This is a genomic window from Amycolatopsis sp. VS8301801F10 (assembly GCF_046195355.1).
GTDB lineage: Bacteria > Actinomycetota > Actinomycetes > Mycobacteriales > Pseudonocardiaceae > Amycolatopsis.
Genome location: NZ_CP176065.1, coordinates 7620267 through 7636325 on the forward strand (window position 1 = coordinate 7620267; position 16059 = coordinate 7636325).

Below are 16059 nucleotides of genomic sequence, written 5' to 3' on the forward strand. Positions count from 1 at the left end.
CGGCGGCGACCCTACTCGCCCGGACCGACGATTCCGGCCGCACGCGGCGAACCGCCCTTCCGAGGTCTCGCGAAATTCTCGTACTAAGCGTACGCTTAGCGCCGCTGCCGAACCGCTTTCTCGACGATGAGGAGATCCTCGTGACCGCTTCCCGTGTGGCCATCGTGACCGGCGCCGGCCGTGGCATCGGCGCCGCCGTAGCCCGCCGCCTCGCTTCCGACGGGTTCGCCGTCGGCCTGCTGGACCTCGACGAGGCCGGGGTGAAGCAGGGAGCCGAAGCGATCGTCGCCGACGGCGGCCGCGCGGTCGGCGTCGCGCTGGACGTCAGCGACGCCGAGCAGGTCGAGGCCGCGGTGACCCGCGTGGCCGAGGAGCTCGGCGCGCCGACCGTGCTGATCAACAACGCCGGCATCACCCGCGACAACCTGCTGTTCAAGATGACCGAACAGGACTGGGACTCGGTGCTGAACGTGCACCTGCGCGGCTCCTTCCTGATGACCCGCGCCGTGCAGAAGTACCAGACGCAGGAGAAGTGGGGCCGGATCGTCAACCTGTCCAGCACGTCGGCGCTGGGCAACCGCGGGCAGGCGAACTACTCCGCGGCCAAGGCGGGCATGCAGGGCTTCACCAAGACGCTGGCGATCGAACTGGGCAAGTTCGGCGTCACCGCCAACGCGATCGCGCCCGGGTTCATCGCCACCGACATGACCGCGGCGACCGCCGAGCGCGTCGGCATGAGCTTCGAAGACTTCAAGGCCGCGGCCGCCTCGCAGATCCCGGTGCAGCGCGTCGGCACGCCCGAGGACATCGCGAACGTCGCGTCGTTCCTGGTCAGCGAGGGCGCGGGCTTCGTGTCCGGCCAGGTCATCTACGTCGCCGGCGGACCGAAGGACTGATCGCGATGCGCGTGTTCTCCGATGTCGCCGAACTCGCCGGAGCAGTGGGCGGGACGCTGGGCACGAGCGAATGGCACACCGTCTCCCAGGAGCAGGTGCAGCTGTTCGCCGACGCCACCGGCGACCACCAGTGGATCCACCTCGACGCCGAAAAGGCCGCCGCGGGCCCGTTCGGCACGACGATCGCGCACGGGTTCCTCACCCTGTCGCTGATCCCGGCGTTCCTGCCGGAGATCTACCGGGTCGAGGGCCTGAAGATGGGCATCAACTACGGCCTCAACAAGGTGCGGTTCCCGCAGCCGGTGAAGGTCGGCTCGCGGGTGCGCGGGACCGCCGACCTGGTCGAGCTGACCGACGTGCCCGGCGGCAAGCAGGCCGTCGTGCGCTGGACCGTCGAAATGGAGGGCGAGGACAAGCCCGCCTGCGTCGCCGAGATGGTTTCCCGGCTCATCCTCTGATCGCCGACCTAGCCCGAACTGGAGTCCTTCCGATGACCGAAACCGACCCGCCCGGCCTCGATCTGGCGAGGCTGCGCTCCCATCTCGACCGCGAGCGGCCCGGGCTCGTCTCCGGCGCCCTCACCGCGGAAGTGGTGCAGGGCGGGCGGTCCAACCTCACCTACCTCGTGTCCGACGGCACGCAGCGCTGGGTCGTGCGCCGTCCGCCGCTCGGCCACGTGCTGCCGACCGCGCACGACATGGGACGCGAGTTCCGGGTGATGAGCGGGCTCGCCGGAACCGCGGTGCCGGTGCCGGAAACCGTTCTGCTGTGCGAGGACTCCGACGTGCTCGGCGCGCAGTTCTACGTGATGAAGTTCGTCGAGGGCACGCCGTACCGCACGGCGGAGGAGCTGGAACAGCTCGGCCCGGAGCGGACGCGGGCGATCGCCGATTCGCTGGTGGACACGCTCGTGGACCTGCACTCGGTCGATCCGGAAGCGGTCGGGCTCGGCGATTTCGGCCGTCCGGACGGCTTCCTGGAACGCCAGCTGCGCCGGTGGAAGAAGCAGCTCGACGGTTCGCGCAGCCGCGACCTTCCCGGCGCGGAGCGGCTGCACGACCAGCTCGCCGCGGCGATCCCGGCGTCCGGCCCGCCCGCCATCGTGCACGGCGACTACCGGCTGGACAACGTGCTCGTCGACGGCGACGACCGGATCACCGCGGTGCTGGACTGGGAGATGTCCACGCTCGGCGACCCGCTCACCGACCTCGGCCTGATGGTCACCTACGCGCAGCGCGACCAGCTTTCGCTGCCGATGGTGTCCAACGCCAGCAGCGCGCCCGGGTACCCGGACACCGACGAGACGATCGCCCGCTACGCGCAGCGGTCCGGCCGCGATCTGTCCGCGCTGAACTGGTATGTCAGCTTCGCGTTCTTCAAGCTCGCGGTGATCCTCGAGGGCATCTACTTCCGTTTCCAGCAAGGCAAAACCGTCGGCGAGGGCTTCGACCAGATCGGCGCCGCCGTCGCTCCCCTGATCGAGCAGGGCGCCAAGACGCTCAGCAAGGAGAACTGATGGACTTCGCGTTCGACGCCCGCACCGAGGAACTGCGCGGGCAGCTGCTCGAATTCATGGATTCGCACGTCTACCCGGCCGAGGCGGTTTTCCCCGAGCAGCTGGCCGCGCGCACCGACCCGTGGTCGCCGCCGCCGGTCGTCGACGAGCTGAAGGCCGAGGCGCGCAAACGCGGGCTGTGGAACTTCTTCCTGCCCGGCGACCACGGCGCGGGGCTGACCAACCTGCAGTACGCGCCGCTCGCCGAGATCACCGGCCGCAGCCCGCATCTCGCGCCCGCCGCGGTGAACTGCGCCGCGCCGGACACCGGGAACATGGAAGTGCTCACCATGTTCGGCAGCGAGCAGCAGAAGAAGCAGTGGCTGGAACCGTTGCTGGCCGGGGAGATCCGCTCCGCGTTCGCGATGACCGAACCCGACGTGGCCTCGTCGGACGCGCGCAACATCGCCACCAGCATCCGGCGCGAGGGCGACGAGTACGTCGTCAACGGGCGCAAGTGGTACATCACCGGCGCGATGAACCCGAACTGCAAGATCTTCATCGTGATGGGCAAGACCGATCCGGACGCGCCCCCGCACAAGCAGCAGAGCATGATCCTGGTCCCGCGCGACACGCCGGGGCTGACCGTCGTGCGCGGCATGCAGGTGTTCGGCTACACCGACGGCGACCACGGCGGGCACGCCGAGGTGCTGTTCGAGGACGTCCGGGTGCCCGCGGAAAACCTCATCGCCGACGAGGGTTCCGGCTTCGCCATCGCGCAGGCCCGCCTCGGGCCGGGCCGCATCCACCACTGCATGCGCGCGATCGGCATGGCGGAACGGGCGCTGGAGGCGATGTGCCGCCGGACGCTGTCGCGCGAGACGTTCGGCCGTCCGATCGCCGATTCCGGCGTGGTGCAGGACTGGATCGCCGAGGCGCGCGTGCGGATCGAGCAGCAGCGGCTGCTGGTGCTCAAGACCGCGTGGCTGATGGACACCGTCGGCAACCAGGGCGCGCACACCGAGATCCAGGCGATCAAGATCTCCACCCCGCTGGCCGTCGAATGGATCCTGGACAAGGCGATCCAGGCGCACGGCGCGGGCGGCGTTTCGCAGGACTTCCCGCTGGCGGAGATCTGGGCCGGGGTGCGCACGCTGCGGCTCGCCGACGGGCCGGACGAGGTGCACAAGCGGTCGCTGGCGCGGCGCGAGCTGAAGAAGTACCGGACGGAGGCGGGCAAGTGACCGCCGAGGAACTGCGCGCGCAGGTCGCCGCGTTCCTTGCCGCGCACGACCCTGCCGAGCTGTCCACTTTGGACTTCCTCCGGGCGCGGTTCGATGCCGGGCTCGCCTGGGTGCACTTCCCCGAGGGCCTCGGCGGCCAGGGTGCTCCGCGTGCGCTGCAGGGCGAGGTCGAGGCCGCTTTCGCCGCGGCTGGCGCGCCGGACAACAACCCGCGCCGGATCCTGATCGGGCTCGGCATGGCCGCGCCGACGATCCTCGCGTTCGGCACCGAGGAGCAGAAGAAGCGCTACCTCCGTCCACTGTGGACCGGCGAGGAGGTGTGGTGCCAGCTGTTCAGCGAACCCGGCGCCGGCTCCGACCTCGCCGCGCTGGCCACGCGCGCGGTCCGCGACGGCGACGACTGGGTCGTGACCGGGCAGAAGGTGTGGACCTCAAGCGCGCATCTCGCGCAGTGGGCCATCCTCGTCGCCCGCACCGACCCGGACGTGCCGAAGCACCAGGGCATGACGTACTTCCTGTGCGACATGACCGCGCCCGGCGTCGAGGTCCGGCCGCTGCGGCAGATCACCGGCGAGGCGGAGTTCAACGAGGTCTTCCTGACCGACGTGCGGATCCCGGATTCGCAGCGGCTCGGCGCGGTCGGCGAGGGCTGGAAGGTCGCGCAGACCACGCTGATGAACGAGCGCGTCGCGATCGGCGGCACCGCGATGCCGCGCGAGGGCGGGATGATCGGGCTGGTCGCGAAGACCTGGCGAGAGCGTCCCGAGCTGCGCACGCCGGAACTGCGCGACCGGCTCGTGCAGCACTGGGTCGAGGCCGAATCGCTGCGGCTGGCCGGGGAACGGCAGCGGCAGCAGCTCGCGGTGGGCGCGCCGGGTCCGGAGGGTTCGGCGATGAAGGTGGCGTTCGCCGAGCTGAACCAGCAGCTGTCCGGGCTGGAGCTGGAACTGCTCGGCGAAGAGGGCCTGCGCTACGAGGACTGGACGATGCGCCGTCCGGAACAGGTCGACTTCTTCGGCCGCGACGCCGGGTACCGGTACTTGCGCGCCAAGGGGAACTCGATCGAGGGCGGCACCTCGGAGGTGCTGCGGAACATCATCTCCGAACGCGTGCTGGGGCTGCCGTCCGAGCCGCGGGTGGACAAGGACGTCGCCTGGAAGGACCTGCCCCGATGAGCACGCCGGACCTGCTGTACTCGGAGGTGGAAGAGGATCTGCGGTCCTCGGTGCGGGCGCTGCTCGCCGACCGCGCCGGGCCGGCCGCGCTGCTGGCGCGGGTCGAAACGGACACTCCGTACGACCTCGCCCTGTGGAAGACGCTGGCCGCCGACCTCGGCGCGGCGGGGCTGCTGGTGCCGGAATCCCTGGGCGGACACGGGGCTTCGGCGCGCGAGGTCGCGGTCGTCATGGAGGAACTGGGCCGGAGCGTCGCGCCGGTGCCCTATCTGGGCAGTGCGGTGCTTGCGACCGCCGCCCTGCTGGCCGCGGGCTCGGACCTGCTCCCCCGGCTGGCTTCCGGCTCGGCGATCGGCGCCTTGGCGGTGCCGTTGTCGACCGCGCCGGGTTCCGCTTTCCCTTCCGCGGTTTCGTTTCTCGACGGAACCTTGACCGGTCGAGTGTCCACAGTGGTCGATGCTTCGGTCGCTGATCTGCTGATCGTCCCCGCTGTCGGTCCGGACGGGCCTGGCCTGTACTCGGTGGACGCTTCCGCGGCGACCGTGACCGAGGCGGTGTCGCTTGACCTGACCCGCCGGGTCGCCGACGTGGCTCTGGATTCCGCTGCCGCGCAGGTGATTTGCACCGGTGCCGCCGCCGCGGAGGCATTGGAGCACGCGTTGACCACTGCGGCCGGGTTGCTGGCTTCGGAGCAGACCGGGATCACCGAGTGGGCGTTGACGGAGACCGTGACATACCTGAAGGGGCGGTACCAATTCGGCCGTCCGGTGGGTGGTTTCCAGTCGTTGAAGCACCGGTTGGCGAACCTGTACACGGAACTGGTCAACGCGCGGGCGACGGCCCGGTACGCGGCGGACGCGCTGGCGACCGGGAACGACGTGCCGATCGCGGTGGCGGTCGCGCAAGCGCGGGTGTCGCCGATCGCGGTGCACGCGGCGGAGGAAGCGATCCAGCTGCACGGCGGGATCGGGATGACGTGGGAACATCCGGCGCATCTCTATCTGAAGCGGGCCAAGAGCGACCAGATCGCGTTCGGCACGCCGGGCCGGCATCGGGCCCGGCTGGCTGACCTGGTGGATCTGCCCGCCTGACGGTTTTTGTCGGTGGCCGGGGTTAGCGTGGTGGGCATGGTGGCGACCCCGGCTTCACTTTCGCATGGCTGACCTGCCCGATGTTCCGGCCTGGGCGTACGAACGGCCGGAAATCCGTCCCCCGGATCCGACGTGGGCGGCGCGGGGCTCCGACCTGTGCGCCCAGGTCGCCCGGCTGCTCGCGCCGTGGCTCGCCCCCGGGCGGGTGGAACACGTCGGCTCGACCGCGGTGCCCGGTTTGGCGGCGAAACCGGTGCTTGACGTGATGGCCCCGATGCGAGACCTGTCCGACGAGACGGTCGCGGCGGTGGTACCGGTGCTTTCCGCTGCCGGATGGTGTTTCGTGCCGCCGTCGCTGGACGCCGCGGCACCGTGGCGACGGTTTTTCGTGCTGCCGGACACGGAGGGGCGGCGTCGGGTGGCGCATCTGCATTTGCTGCCGGTGGGCCATCCGAGGTGGCATGCCCAGCTCCGCTTCCGGGACACACTGCGGGCGGATCGCGGGTTGGCCGAGGAGTATGCCGAGCTGAAGCGGCGCCTTGCCGGGGAGGCGACGGATCGGGAGGAGTACACGGCGGGGAAGACGGAGTTCGTGCGTCGGGTGCTGGGCGAGTGAGTTTGGCTGGTTTGTCCGCGGTTTCGGATGCCCGTTGGCTGTTCGCTTGCTGATCCGGCTGCTCTGCGCGACTGCGCGGGATTCAGGCCCCCTGCGCCAGAATCCCAACCCGGCCGCTCTGGTCGCTCCACCTGCGGGGCCCGTCGCCGACCGGCCCGGAACCCAGCCCAGCCGCTCCTGCGGGACCCGAACGCGGCTCTTCCAGCGACCACCGGCCGCACCAAGACCCACCCCGACCGCTCTTGCCGATTCGAACGCGACTCCCTCATCCCCCGGTCGCGCCAAAACCCGGCCTAGCCGCTCCTGCCGAGCCGAACGCCACTCCCCCAGTCACCACCGGCCGCACGAAGACCCACCCCGACCACGCCTGCCGATTCGAACGCGACTCCCTCATCCCCCGGTCGCGCCAAAACCCGGCCCAGCCGCTCCTGCCGAGCCGAACGCCACTCCCCCAGCCACCACCGGCCGCCCCGAAGCCCCACCACACCGCCCGCCCAATCCCAGCCGCACCGCAGGCCGGTGCCGGGGCCGCACCCCTCGGAACGGCGGCCTCGGCACCGGCCTGGGGCAGGGTCAGCCGTGGTATCCGGCGACGATCTTCGTGAACGCGTACTTCGGCTGGGAGATTCCGCTGCACTCGCCGCCGCCCGAGCAGTCTCGGTTCGTTGCCCAGAAGGTGAAGCGGCCGAGGTGGCGGCTGGCGGCGTAGTCGCGGATCGCGGTGAAATCGGCCACCGACACGACCTCGCCGGGGTTGTCCGTCTTGCCGTTCATCGACGACAGGCCCGCATGCCGGTACGCCGTCGCGCTGTCCCAGCCGAAGGTCGACTTCAGCTGGGCCGCCAGTCCGTCCACCGCGGACTTCGTCTTGCCCGCCATGTCGCCGCCGCTGGAGAAGTCGAACGGCATCACCGACCACACGTCCACCGGCGCGCCGATCGCCTTCGCCTGCTTGATCAGCCGCTTGCCCCAGTCGTTCGGGCCGGACGTTTCGGTGCCGATCGTGATCACCACGCGCAGGCCCGGGTTCTTCTGCTTGGCGATCTTGACCGCGTTCAGGATCCGGTCCTGCACGGTCGCGTTCTCGAACTCGTCGGTGTTCTCGATGTCGAGGTCGATCGCCTTCAGGCCGTAGGCGTCGATCACCTTCTGGTACGCCCCCGCCAGCGCGCTGGCCGAGGTGCACTTCGCGCCGAGTTTCGTGCCGGACCAGCCGCCGAAGGACGGGATGACGTCGCCGCCCGCGGCGCGGATGCCCTGGATCAGGGTTTTGTCCGAACCGGTCAGCGAACGGTCGCCGTCCCACTTCGGGTTGCACCCGCCGTCCGACAGCATGAACGCGAGCGTGAACGTCTTGATCCCGGTCGCGGACATCGCCGCCGACGCACTGGTCTGCCCCGCCCACTGGTACAGGTACGGCGAGGCCAGAACCGGGTCCGGAGCGGCCGCGAGCCGAGCGGCGGGAGCGGCCGTGGCCACCCCGGCCGCGGTCGCGAGGGCCGCCCCTGCCGCCGCCGCGAGCGCGGCCAGCCGACGCACTGTCTTCATCGTGTTCCTCCCACGAGCACCACGGAACACCTCCGGTTTGAGGCGGCGGGATCAACCCGGGAGGAGTGCACCCGGAAGGGTGCCGTCACACACTGGACTAGACCAAATCGGCGTGTCAAGAGCCGCAGCCCGAACGGCGCACCGGAGGCGGAAACCCCTCGCCCGGCCGGGTTTCCCCCGCCCGGGTGGGGCCGAAAGTCAGGAGCGGCCCTCGCCGAGCCCGTCGGAGAAGTCGTGGTCCCGCGTCTCCGGCAGCGCCAGCACGCACAGGAAACTGAGCACCCCGAGCACCACCAGGACCAGCGAAACCGGCACCGTCGAACCGGTCGACGCCCACAGGTCCGTCGAGATCAACGGCACGACCCCGCCGCCGATCACCCCGGCGGCGCTGTACGCGATCGACGCGCCGGAATAGCGGTACCGCACCCGGAACAATTCCGGCAGAAACGCGCCCATCGGCCCGTACAGCATCGCGAAGCACGTCAGACCGCCGACGAACCCGAGTGTGAGCAGCACCGGATTTCCGGTGTGCAGCAAGGCGAACAGCGGAAACGCCCAGACCACTACGGACACCGCGGCCGCCGCGCTCAGCCGCCGGCGGCCCCATTGGTCGGATTTCCTGGCGAACACCAATGTCGCCACGCCCATCACGGTGGCGGCGATGAGCAGGCTGATCAGGACGGTCGTGCGCGGAATGCCGAGCGTGGTCGTCGCCATCGAAAGGCAGAATGTGGTCACAGTGTAGAAAAGCGCGTGGGCGAGCACGAAGGACAACGTGGAGAGCACCAAAACCCGCGGCTGTTTCCGCAGCAGTTCGAACAGCGGAACCTTCGCCTGTTCGGCCTTGTCCAAGGCAGCTTGGAAAACCGGCGTCTCGGCGATTTTGATCCGGATGTAAAACCCGACCGCCAGCAGCACCGCGGAGAACAGGAACGGCAGCCGCCAGCCCCAGGACAGGAACTCCGCGGGCGGGAGCACCGCGTCCAGCACCAGGAACAGCAGATTGCCCAGCACGAATCCGATGGCTGGGCCGAGCTGCGGGAAGGCCGAGTACAGCCCGCGTTTGCCCGGCGGCGCGTACTCGGTCGACATCAGCACCGCGCCGCCCCATTCGCCGCCGAGGCCGATGCCCTGCACGAACCGCAGCGCCACCAGCAGGATCGGCGCCCAGAGGCCGAGCGTGCCGTAGTCCGGCACCAGTCCGACGGCCACTGTGGACAGTCCCATCACCAGCAGGGACGCGACCAGCATCGACTTGCGGCCGATCCGGTCGCCCCAGTGTCCGAAAAGGATCGCTCCGACCGGGCGCGCGACGAAGCCCACCGCGAAGGTACCGAGCGAGGCCAGCACCCCGGCGGTCGAGGAGAAGGTCGGGAAAAAGACCTTCCCGAACACCAGCGCCGCCGCGGTGCCGTAGATGTAGAAATCGTAGAACTCGATGGCGGTGCCGATGAAACTGGCGGTGGCGATGCGCGAAAGGCCGGCTCGCGCGGGTGCGGTCATTCCGGTTCCCCTGTTCTCCCTGCGGCCCCGTGCCGCGCAAGGAGAATATCGGGTCACGCGTCGCCGGGCAGCTCCTCCATTTTCCGCTGCAGTTTGTTCATCCCGCCGAGCCACCGGTCGGTTTCGGTGGCGCGCAACGCGTAGAAGTCGGCGACCTCGGCGTGCGGCAGCACCAGGAACCGGTTCTCGGCCATCGCGGCGAACAGCGCGTCGGCGACCTGCGGCGGGTCGATCGCGGTCGCGCCCATCAGCAGTTTGCCGCGTTCCCCGGTCTCCTCCAGCATCGCGGTGCGCACGCCCTGCGGGCAGATCGCCTGCACGGTGATCCCGCGGTGCCGGTAGGTGGCCGACAGCCATTCCGCGAACGCCAGCGCGCCGTGCTTGGTCACCGAATACGGCGCCGAACCGAGGCTGGTCAGCACGCCCGCCGCGGACACCGTCGCGACGAACCGGCCCTCGCCGCGCTCCAGCCACGCGGGCAGCAGCAGCCGGGCCGCGCGGACGTGCGCCATCACGTTCACGTCCCACGCCAGCGCCCACGCGTCCTCGTCCGCGTGCGCGTCGCCGAACGGCGCGACCCCGGCGTTGGCACAGAAAACGTCGATCTCACCGAGCGTTTCGCGGGCTGCCGTGATCAGGTCGGCCACCCCGGATTCGCTGGCCACGTCCCCCGCGAACGAGGTGCCGCCCACCTCGGCCGCGACTTCGGCCGCCCGGTCGCCGTCGAGGTCCGCGACGACGACGCGAGCCCCGTCCGCCGCGAACCGCCGGGCCAGGGCCGCCCCGATCCCGCCACCGCCGCCGGTGACGACGACGCCGGCGCTCACAGGCCGCCGCCGAGCGTCACGCCGCCGTCGAGGACGACCGTCTGCCCGGTCATCCAGCCCGCTTCGCCGGACAGCAGGAACGCCACCGCACCCGCGATGTCCTCCGGCACGCCGAGCCGCTTCATCGGATACGCGGCCGCGACCTCTTCCTCGCGCCCCTCGTAGAGCGCGGTCGCGAACTGCGTCTTGACCACCGCCGGAGCCACCGCGTTCACCCGGATCTTCGGCCCGAGCTCGGCGCCGAGTTCCTGGGTGAGCCGGATCAGCGCGGCCTTGCTGACGCCGTACATGCCGATGCCCGGCGAGGTGCGGATGCCCGCGATCGACGCGACGTTGACCACCGCCCCGCCGTGCTCGCCCATCCACGCGTCGCGCGCGGCGCGGATCCACGACAGCGGCGCGACCACGTTCACCGCGAAGATCTTGCTCGCCGCGGCCGGGTCGACGTCCAGCGTCGGACCGTAAACCGGGTTGATGCCGGTGTTGTTGACCAGCATGTCGAGCCTGCCGAACTTCTCCACCGCGGCGGCGACCGCCTCCTGCTGGTGCGCGGCGTCGTCGGCCTTGCCCGGCACCGCGATCGCGACGTCCGGACCGCCGAGCTGCTCGACGGCCTCCGCGAGCGGCTCCGGTTTGCGCGCGGTGATGCACACCTTCGCCCCGCGTTCGACGAGCCCCTTCGCGATGGCCAGCCCGATCCCCCGGCTGGCCCCGGTGATCAGGGCAACGCGATCCTTGAACGACTCCACCACACCGTCTCCTTGTCCGCCGCTGGACAGCAGCCGCTAAGCGACCGCTTACCGCAGGATAACAACGGCCCGGGTTCCCCGCGCAACCTCAGGCCGCCCGCGCGACCGGCACACCACCGCGAGTCACCGCGGCGCGAACCCTGCGTGTCCGGCGGGAGCGGCCCTCCGCAACGCCGACTCGGCGAAGTCGGGTCGATCAGCGAGGCCCGGAATTTCGAATACTCCAGAACAATCGCCGCGGCCGGCCCGAAATGCTCTTCCTTTCGGCAGCGCAGTCGCGCCGGTTTCTCCGCCGCGGGCTGGACAACCGGAGCGCCCCGGGTATGCTCAGCCCGTGCGCACGCTGATCATTCGCTGGCGCGTCGGCTAGACCAGGTCGCCGGCGCGCTGTCTTTCGTGCGCTTCGGAACCTGGTCCGGATCATCCACCCGAACACTGGTGCAGGAGATCCGTCTTGTCTCGATCAACCATGAGTGCCGCCGTTTCCCCGGAAGCCTCCCCGGCTTCGCCGGCCGAATTCCCCGTCTACCGCGCCGTCACCGCCCACGTCACCGGCGGGCTCGCCGGCGCACTGCGCGTCCTGACCCTGCTGCACGGCCGGCGTTATCCCGTCCGCGGCCTCGACGTCGACGTGCGCGAAGGCGTAGTGGAAAGCCGGGTGAGCTGCACAGTTCTTTTGACCGCCAGGGAAACCGGCCTGCTCCTCGAAAGGCTGCGGCGCATTCCGGTGGTCGTGTCCGCCGAAAACGCTTAGCGGACAGCCGCTCCTGTCCGACGCGGACAGGTATCCAGCCATGGTTGCCATCGTGTGCAAAACGGCGGTACCCTCCTTGCACACGATGGCAAACTGGCCCGCAGCGAGCACCCGGGTCGTCCCGCGCTGCTCGCGCGCTTCGGACGCGACGCGCGAACCCTGGCTGCGCCAAGCCGTCCGCGGGCCACGGCGCCTTCCCGTCCGAGGAGTGAGGTCCATGGCCCCTGGTCCCCTGGTTTTCCGGCACCGCTTCAGACGCGGCGCACTGGTCGCGGCGACAGTCCTCGGCGCGGCCGTGCTGGCCGCCGCGCCGGGGCAGGCCGCGACGACGTCCGGCGGCGTGCTTTACCGGCCCAGCACCGCGGCCGGGTCCACTGAGGACGCGAGCTATCCGCGGGTCGTCCGGCTCGCGCACAACGGCAGCGCGAACGGCACGCTGCTGGCGACGTTCTCCCATTCCGGCACGGGCGTCGGCAAGGCGAATTTCCCGATCTACCGCTCGACCGACAACGGCGTCACCTGGACGTCCTCGCCGATCAGCACGGTCACCGACACCCAGCACGGCTGGGATCTCGACGGTCCGACGCTTTACGAACTGCCGCGCGCCCAAGGATCGTTGCCGGCCGGCACGCTGCTCGCCGCGGGCACCGCGTGGAACCACGGCGACTACACGCAGCAGGCGGTCGAGGTTTTCGCGTCCACCGACCAGGGCGCGAGCTGGACCTACCGCAGTTCGTGCGCGGCCGAGTCGGGCATGGCCAACACGATCGGCCACGGCATCTGGGAACCGGAATTCGCCGTCACCGACCGCGGGCTCATCTGCTACTTCTCCGACGAGCGCCCCTCGGCGAACAACTACGCCCAGGTCCTCGCGCACACCGTCTCCACGGACGGCGGCCTGACCTGGGGCAACGAGGTCTACGACGTCGCGCTGCAAAACGGCGTCGACCGGCCGGGGATGGCGACCGTCGTCCCGTTGCCCAACGGCACGTACGCGATGACCTACGAGGACTGCAAAGCCGGCGCCGACCCGGACCAGGCCTGCGACGTCTACTTCAAGACCTCGCCGGACGCCGTGACGTGGAATCCCGGCAGCCTCGGCACTCGCATCGAGACCGCCGATCACCGGTTCCTGCTGCACACGCCGTATCTGACGTGGTCCCCGGCGGGCGGCGCGAACGGGACGCTCGTCGCGTCCGGGCAGCGGGTCGTCGCGGGCACTGACGGATCGCTGGCGATCCAGCCGGAGGACGGGCACGTGCTGTTCGTGAACCGGAACCTCGGATCGGGCCCCTGGCAGGAGATCACCACGCCGGTGACCACCGCTCCGACCGGCGGCTACAACGCGGGCGAGACGGCCTGCGCCGGATACAGCTCGCCGTTGCTCGGCGCGCCGTCGGGCGCCACGTTCCTGATGCTCGCGGGCACGCATTTGTCGACGGGCAAATGCGAAACGGACTTCGGCACCGCGACGCTGCCGAACGCGCAGGGCCAGATCACCGGCCCCGGCGGCAAGTGCGTCGACGTGAACACCAACACGTCGGTCAACGGCAACGCGGTGCAGCTCTACACCTGCGGCATCGCGACGGGTCAGCAGTGGTCGCTGGAAACCGACGGCACGGTCCGCGCCTTCGACAAATGCCTCAACATCGTCGACGGCGCGACCGCGAACTCGGCCAAAGTGGAGCTTCGCGACTGCCTCGGCACGCCTTCGCAGCAGTGGCGGGCTCGGGCCGACGGGTCGCTCTTCAACCCGCAGTCGGGTCGCTGCCTCGACGACCCGCAGGCCCAGACGGCGGACGGCACGCAGTTGCAGATCTACGACTGCAATGGGCTGTTCACTCAGGTCTGGCACGTTCCGGCCTAACCGGGGAGGGGGCGGCCAGCTCAGACTGGCCGCCCCCTTCGCCGTGCGAGTCGCTCCCGCGCGCCGCGCCGATTCAAATCCTCGCCGTCTGTCTCCAACCACAGATGCAGGCCGCGGTGCCGGGACGGTCAGCGGAAACGCATCTGCCACGGACTGTCCACCCAGGCCTGACACCTCCCGGCCTAACCGAAAAAGGGGCGGCCAGCCCAAGCTGACCGCCCCTTCCCGGCGACAGTCACTCCCGCGCGCCGCGCCGGTTCAATTCCTCCACCACCGCGGCGTCCACAAACGTCCGCGCGACCGCCACGCCGTCCTTCTCCAACCACAGATGCAACCGCGCCGGGCCGCCCGGCGCCGGGACGGTCAGCGGGAACGCGTCGCTGAGCCGGAACGGTTTCGCTTGCGCGGCAAGGGAAACCGCGGCCGGAGGCAGACCGCGCGAACCCGGCGCGCCCCATCCGGCGTGCAGCGTTCCCGCGATCGGCTCCTGGCCGGTGTGCGAGACGTGCACGTCCAGCGTCAGCGGCCCGGTCGGGACCGGGACGTCAGCGCCTGCGTGCGCGGGCACGAGGTCGACCACGAGAGTCGTCTCCGCGAAGGCGTCGGCCGGGTTCAGCCCGCCCCAGTCCTTCGGCCGCCGGTGTGCGTCCAGCAGGCCCGCCATCTCGTGTTCCACGTCGGTGAGTTCGGTGTAGATGTAGCCCGAGAACCGGTCGTGCCTGCGGATCTCCTGGGTCTGCCAGCGCACGTGCCACGCCCGCTCCAGGCTGGTGAACCCGGCGCCGTATTCGCTGTTCAGCACCGGGACGCCGGAGCGCGGGAAGCTCGCCGAACCGTAGAACGATTTGTCGACCAGGAAATCCGGCCGGAGCTTCACCTCGAACGACTCCCGCTCCCCCGACGCGAGCGCGGCGACGTTTTCCGCCCAGTGGCGCGGGTTTTCGTCGTAGTAGTGCCAGTCGACCAGGTCAGTCTTCACGTGCGCCCAGCCGGAGTTCTCCACGATCGGCCGGGTGTCGTCGAGCGACCGCATGAGGTCGTACGCGTGCTCGGCCGCGGCGGCGCGCTCCGGGCTGCCCGGGATGTCCCAGTCCAGGCCCCATTCTTCGTTGTACAGCCCCCAGATCACGATCGACGGGTGGTTGCCGTCGCGGCGCACGAGGTCGGGCAGTTGCGCTTCGAAGGCCGCCGCGGCCGCCGGGCTGAACCGGCTCGGGCCCGGCGGTTCGGCCCAGACCAGCATCCCGGTCCGGTCCGCGTAGTCCAGCCACCGCGGTTCCTCGGCCTTGAGATGCTTGCGCACCAGGGAAAATCCGAGTTCTCGCGCCAGGTCGAGGTCGCGGACCAGCGCTTCGTCGTCCGGTGCGGTGAGCCCGCTCTCCGGCCAGTAGCCCTGGTCGAGCACGCCTCGCACGTACAGCCGCTCTCCGTTGAGATACAGCGCTTCGCCGCGTGTTTCGATCCGGCGCAATCCCCCGGTCACGGTCAGCCGGTCGGCGTACTCGCCCTCGCCGACGGTCACCTCGATCGAGTAGAGATGCGGCGAGTCCGGGCTCCACAACCGCGGATCGGGAAGGTCCAGCCGTCCGAAGAACCGCCCGTCGCGCACCGGAAGGACGGTCTTGCGGCCTTCGAGGCGAGCGACCACCACCGCGCTGTCCGGAGCGTCGCCGGCGAGTTCGCCCGCGAGGTCGAACCCGGTCAGCGAGTCTCCGCGCACCGAAACTTCGGCGGCGTACGTGCGGCCGCGGGCTTCCAGCCAGACGGTCTGCCAGATCCCGGACGTCGGCGTGAACGACACGCCGTCGTAGTCGTCGCGCGGGATCGAACGCTGTTTGCCGTGCGGGATTTCGCGTTTGTCCGCCGGTGCTTCGACCTCGACGGTCAGCTCGGCCGGGCGGCCCGGTTCCAGCACGTCGGTGACATCGAACTCGAACGAGCTGTGCCCGCCGACGTGCGACCCGACAGGTACGCCGTCGATCGACACGTCCGCCCGGTGATGCACCGCGCCGAAGCACAGCACCACCCGGTGTCCGGCCCACTCCGGCGGGACCGTGACCGTGCGCGCGTAGACCGCGTGCGGCAGCCACGTCCGCTGCACGCCGGAAGCCGCGGTCTCCCAAGCGAACGGGACGACGATCGAGTCCGGAGCCCCGTCGTCGGCGGTGAACCGCCAGCGGCCGTTCAGGTTGAGCCACCGCGCGGACCGGTCCCGGTCGGGACGCGGATATCCGGGCCGGGCCACCGCCTCCGCGGTGGTCGGCTCGGCGGCGTTCTCGGCAATCGTCATGTGT

General features: G+C 70.3%; 14 protein-coding genes. 9 read left to right on the forward strand and 5 right to left on the reverse strand.

From position 1 onward, the window contains the following. Positions 1-140: 140 nt before the first annotated feature. The 7 genes from fabG (at position 141) to F9C11_RS34905 (ending at position 6517) form a co-directional block, all read left to right on the forward strand. Positions 141-896, forward strand: a complete 756-nt coding sequence (gene fabG, locus F9C11_RS34875) for a 3-oxoacyl-ACP reductase FabG (RefSeq protein ID WP_409181618.1) — start codon at positions 141-143, stop codon at positions 894-896. A gap of 5 nt (positions 897-901) precedes the next feature. Then, positions 902-1354 (forward strand): MaoC family dehydratase, encoded by a 453-nt coding sequence (locus F9C11_RS34880; protein ID WP_409181619.1) that lies wholly within the window; start codon positions 902-904, stop codon positions 1352-1354. Positions 1355-1386: 32 nt separating this feature from the next. Further along, on the forward strand, positions 1387-2412 hold the full coding sequence (locus F9C11_RS34885; RefSeq protein ID WP_409181620.1) for a phosphotransferase family protein: 1026 nt from the start codon (positions 1387-1389) through the stop codon (positions 2410-2412). Beyond that, positions 2412-3635, forward strand: a complete 1224-nt coding sequence (locus F9C11_RS34890; protein ID WP_409181621.1) for an acyl-CoA dehydrogenase family protein — start codon at positions 2412-2414, stop codon at positions 3633-3635. The genes F9C11_RS34885 and F9C11_RS34890 overlap by 1 nt, the downstream gene beginning before the upstream one ends. Beyond that, complete coding sequence (locus tag F9C11_RS34895; protein WP_409181622.1) at positions 3632-4810, forward strand: acyl-CoA dehydrogenase family protein; 1179 nt, start codon at positions 3632-3634, stop codon at positions 4808-4810. Before F9C11_RS34890 ends, F9C11_RS34895 begins: the two co-directional genes overlap by 4 nt. Continuing rightward, positions 4807-5901, forward strand: a complete 1095-nt coding sequence (locus F9C11_RS34900) for an acyl-CoA dehydrogenase family protein (RefSeq protein ID WP_409181623.1) — start codon at positions 4807-4809, stop codon at positions 5899-5901. Before F9C11_RS34895 ends, F9C11_RS34900 begins: the two co-directional genes overlap by 4 nt. 64 nt (positions 5902-5965) lie before the next feature. Then, positions 5966-6517, forward strand: a complete 552-nt coding sequence (locus F9C11_RS34905; protein ID WP_409181624.1) for a GrpB family protein — start codon at positions 5966-5968, stop codon at positions 6515-6517. Positions 6518-7090: 573 nt separating this feature from the next. Here the strand turns inward: F9C11_RS34905 and F9C11_RS34910 are convergent. The 4 genes from F9C11_RS34910 to F9C11_RS34925 form a co-directional block, all read right to left on the reverse strand. Further along, the gene (locus F9C11_RS34910) at positions 7091-8065 is read right to left on the reverse strand and encodes a chitinase (protein WP_409181625.1); all 975 of its coding nucleotides are present in this window, start codon (positions 8063-8065) and stop codon (positions 7091-7093) included. Between the two features lie 198 nt (positions 8066-8263). Continuing rightward, a complete protein-coding gene (locus tag F9C11_RS34915) occupies positions 8264-9568 on the reverse strand; it encodes an MFS transporter (protein WP_409181626.1) in 1305 nt (434 codons plus the stop codon). Between the two features lie 53 nt (positions 9569-9621). After that, complete coding sequence (locus tag F9C11_RS34920) at positions 9622-10395, reverse strand: SDR family oxidoreductase (RefSeq protein WP_409181627.1); 774 nt, start codon at positions 10393-10395, stop codon at positions 9622-9624. Then, complete coding sequence (locus F9C11_RS34925) at positions 10392-11144, reverse strand: SDR family oxidoreductase (RefSeq protein WP_409181628.1); 753 nt, start codon at positions 11142-11144, stop codon at positions 10392-10394. Before F9C11_RS34925 ends, F9C11_RS34920 begins: the two co-directional genes overlap by 4 nt. Before the next feature lie 469 nt (positions 11145-11613). Here F9C11_RS34925 and F9C11_RS34930 point away from each other — a divergent pair, with 469 nt between their 5' ends. Beyond that, a complete protein-coding gene (locus F9C11_RS34930) occupies positions 11614-11898 on the forward strand; it encodes a hypothetical protein (protein WP_409181629.1) in 285 nt (94 codons plus the stop codon). Between the two features lie 217 nt (positions 11899-12115). Next, positions 12116-13765: a ricin-type beta-trefoil lectin domain protein gene (locus F9C11_RS34935; RefSeq protein ID WP_409181630.1), complete on the forward strand. Its 1650-nt coding sequence runs from the start codon at positions 12116-12118 to the stop codon at positions 13763-13765. A 235-nt stretch (positions 13766-14000) separates the two neighbouring features. Here the strand turns inward: F9C11_RS34935 and F9C11_RS34940 are convergent, their stop codons facing one another. Then, complete coding sequence (locus F9C11_RS34940) at positions 14001-16055, reverse strand: glycoside hydrolase family 2 protein (protein WP_409181631.1); 2055 nt, start codon at positions 16053-16055, stop codon at positions 14001-14003. Positions 16056-16059: the final 4 nt, after the last annotated feature.

Excerpts from the sequence above, each read along its gene's own strand:
- F9C11_RS34880 (WP_409181619.1), top strand. The coding sequence starts at position 902 with ATGCGCGTGTTCTCCGATGTCGCCGAACTCGCCGGAGCAGTGGGCGGG.
- F9C11_RS34885 (WP_409181620.1), top strand. The coding sequence starts at position 1,387 with ATGACCGAAACCGACCCGCCCGGCCTCGATCTGGCGAGGCTGCGCTCC.
- F9C11_RS34890 (WP_409181621.1), top strand. The coding sequence starts at position 2,412 with ATGGACTTCGCGTTCGACGCCCGCACCGAGGAACTGCGCGGGCAGCTG.
- F9C11_RS34900 (WP_409181623.1), top strand. The coding sequence starts at position 4,807 with ATGAGCACGCCGGACCTGCTGTACTCGGAGGTGGAAGAGGATCTGCGG.
- F9C11_RS34905 (WP_409181624.1), top strand. The coding sequence starts at position 5,966 with ATGGCTGACCTGCCCGATGTTCCGGCCTGGGCGTACGAACGGCCGGAA.
- F9C11_RS34910 (WP_409181625.1), bottom strand. The coding sequence starts at position 8,065 with ATGAAGACAGTGCGTCGGCTGGCCGCGCTCGCGGCGGCGGCAGGGGCG.
- F9C11_RS34915 (WP_409181626.1), bottom strand. The coding sequence starts at position 9,568 with ATGACCGCACCCGCGCGAGCCGGCCTTTCGCGCATCGCCACCGCCAGT.
- F9C11_RS34930 (WP_409181629.1), top strand. The coding sequence starts at position 11,614 with ATGAGTGCCGCCGTTTCCCCGGAAGCCTCCCCGGCTTCGCCGGCCGAA.
- F9C11_RS34935 (WP_409181630.1), top strand. The coding sequence starts at position 12,116 with ATGGCCCCTGGTCCCCTGGTTTTCCGGCACCGCTTCAGACGCGGCGCA.
- F9C11_RS34940 (WP_409181631.1), bottom strand. The coding sequence starts at position 16,055 with ATGACGATTGCCGAGAACGCCGCCGAGCCGACCACCGCGGAGGCGGTG.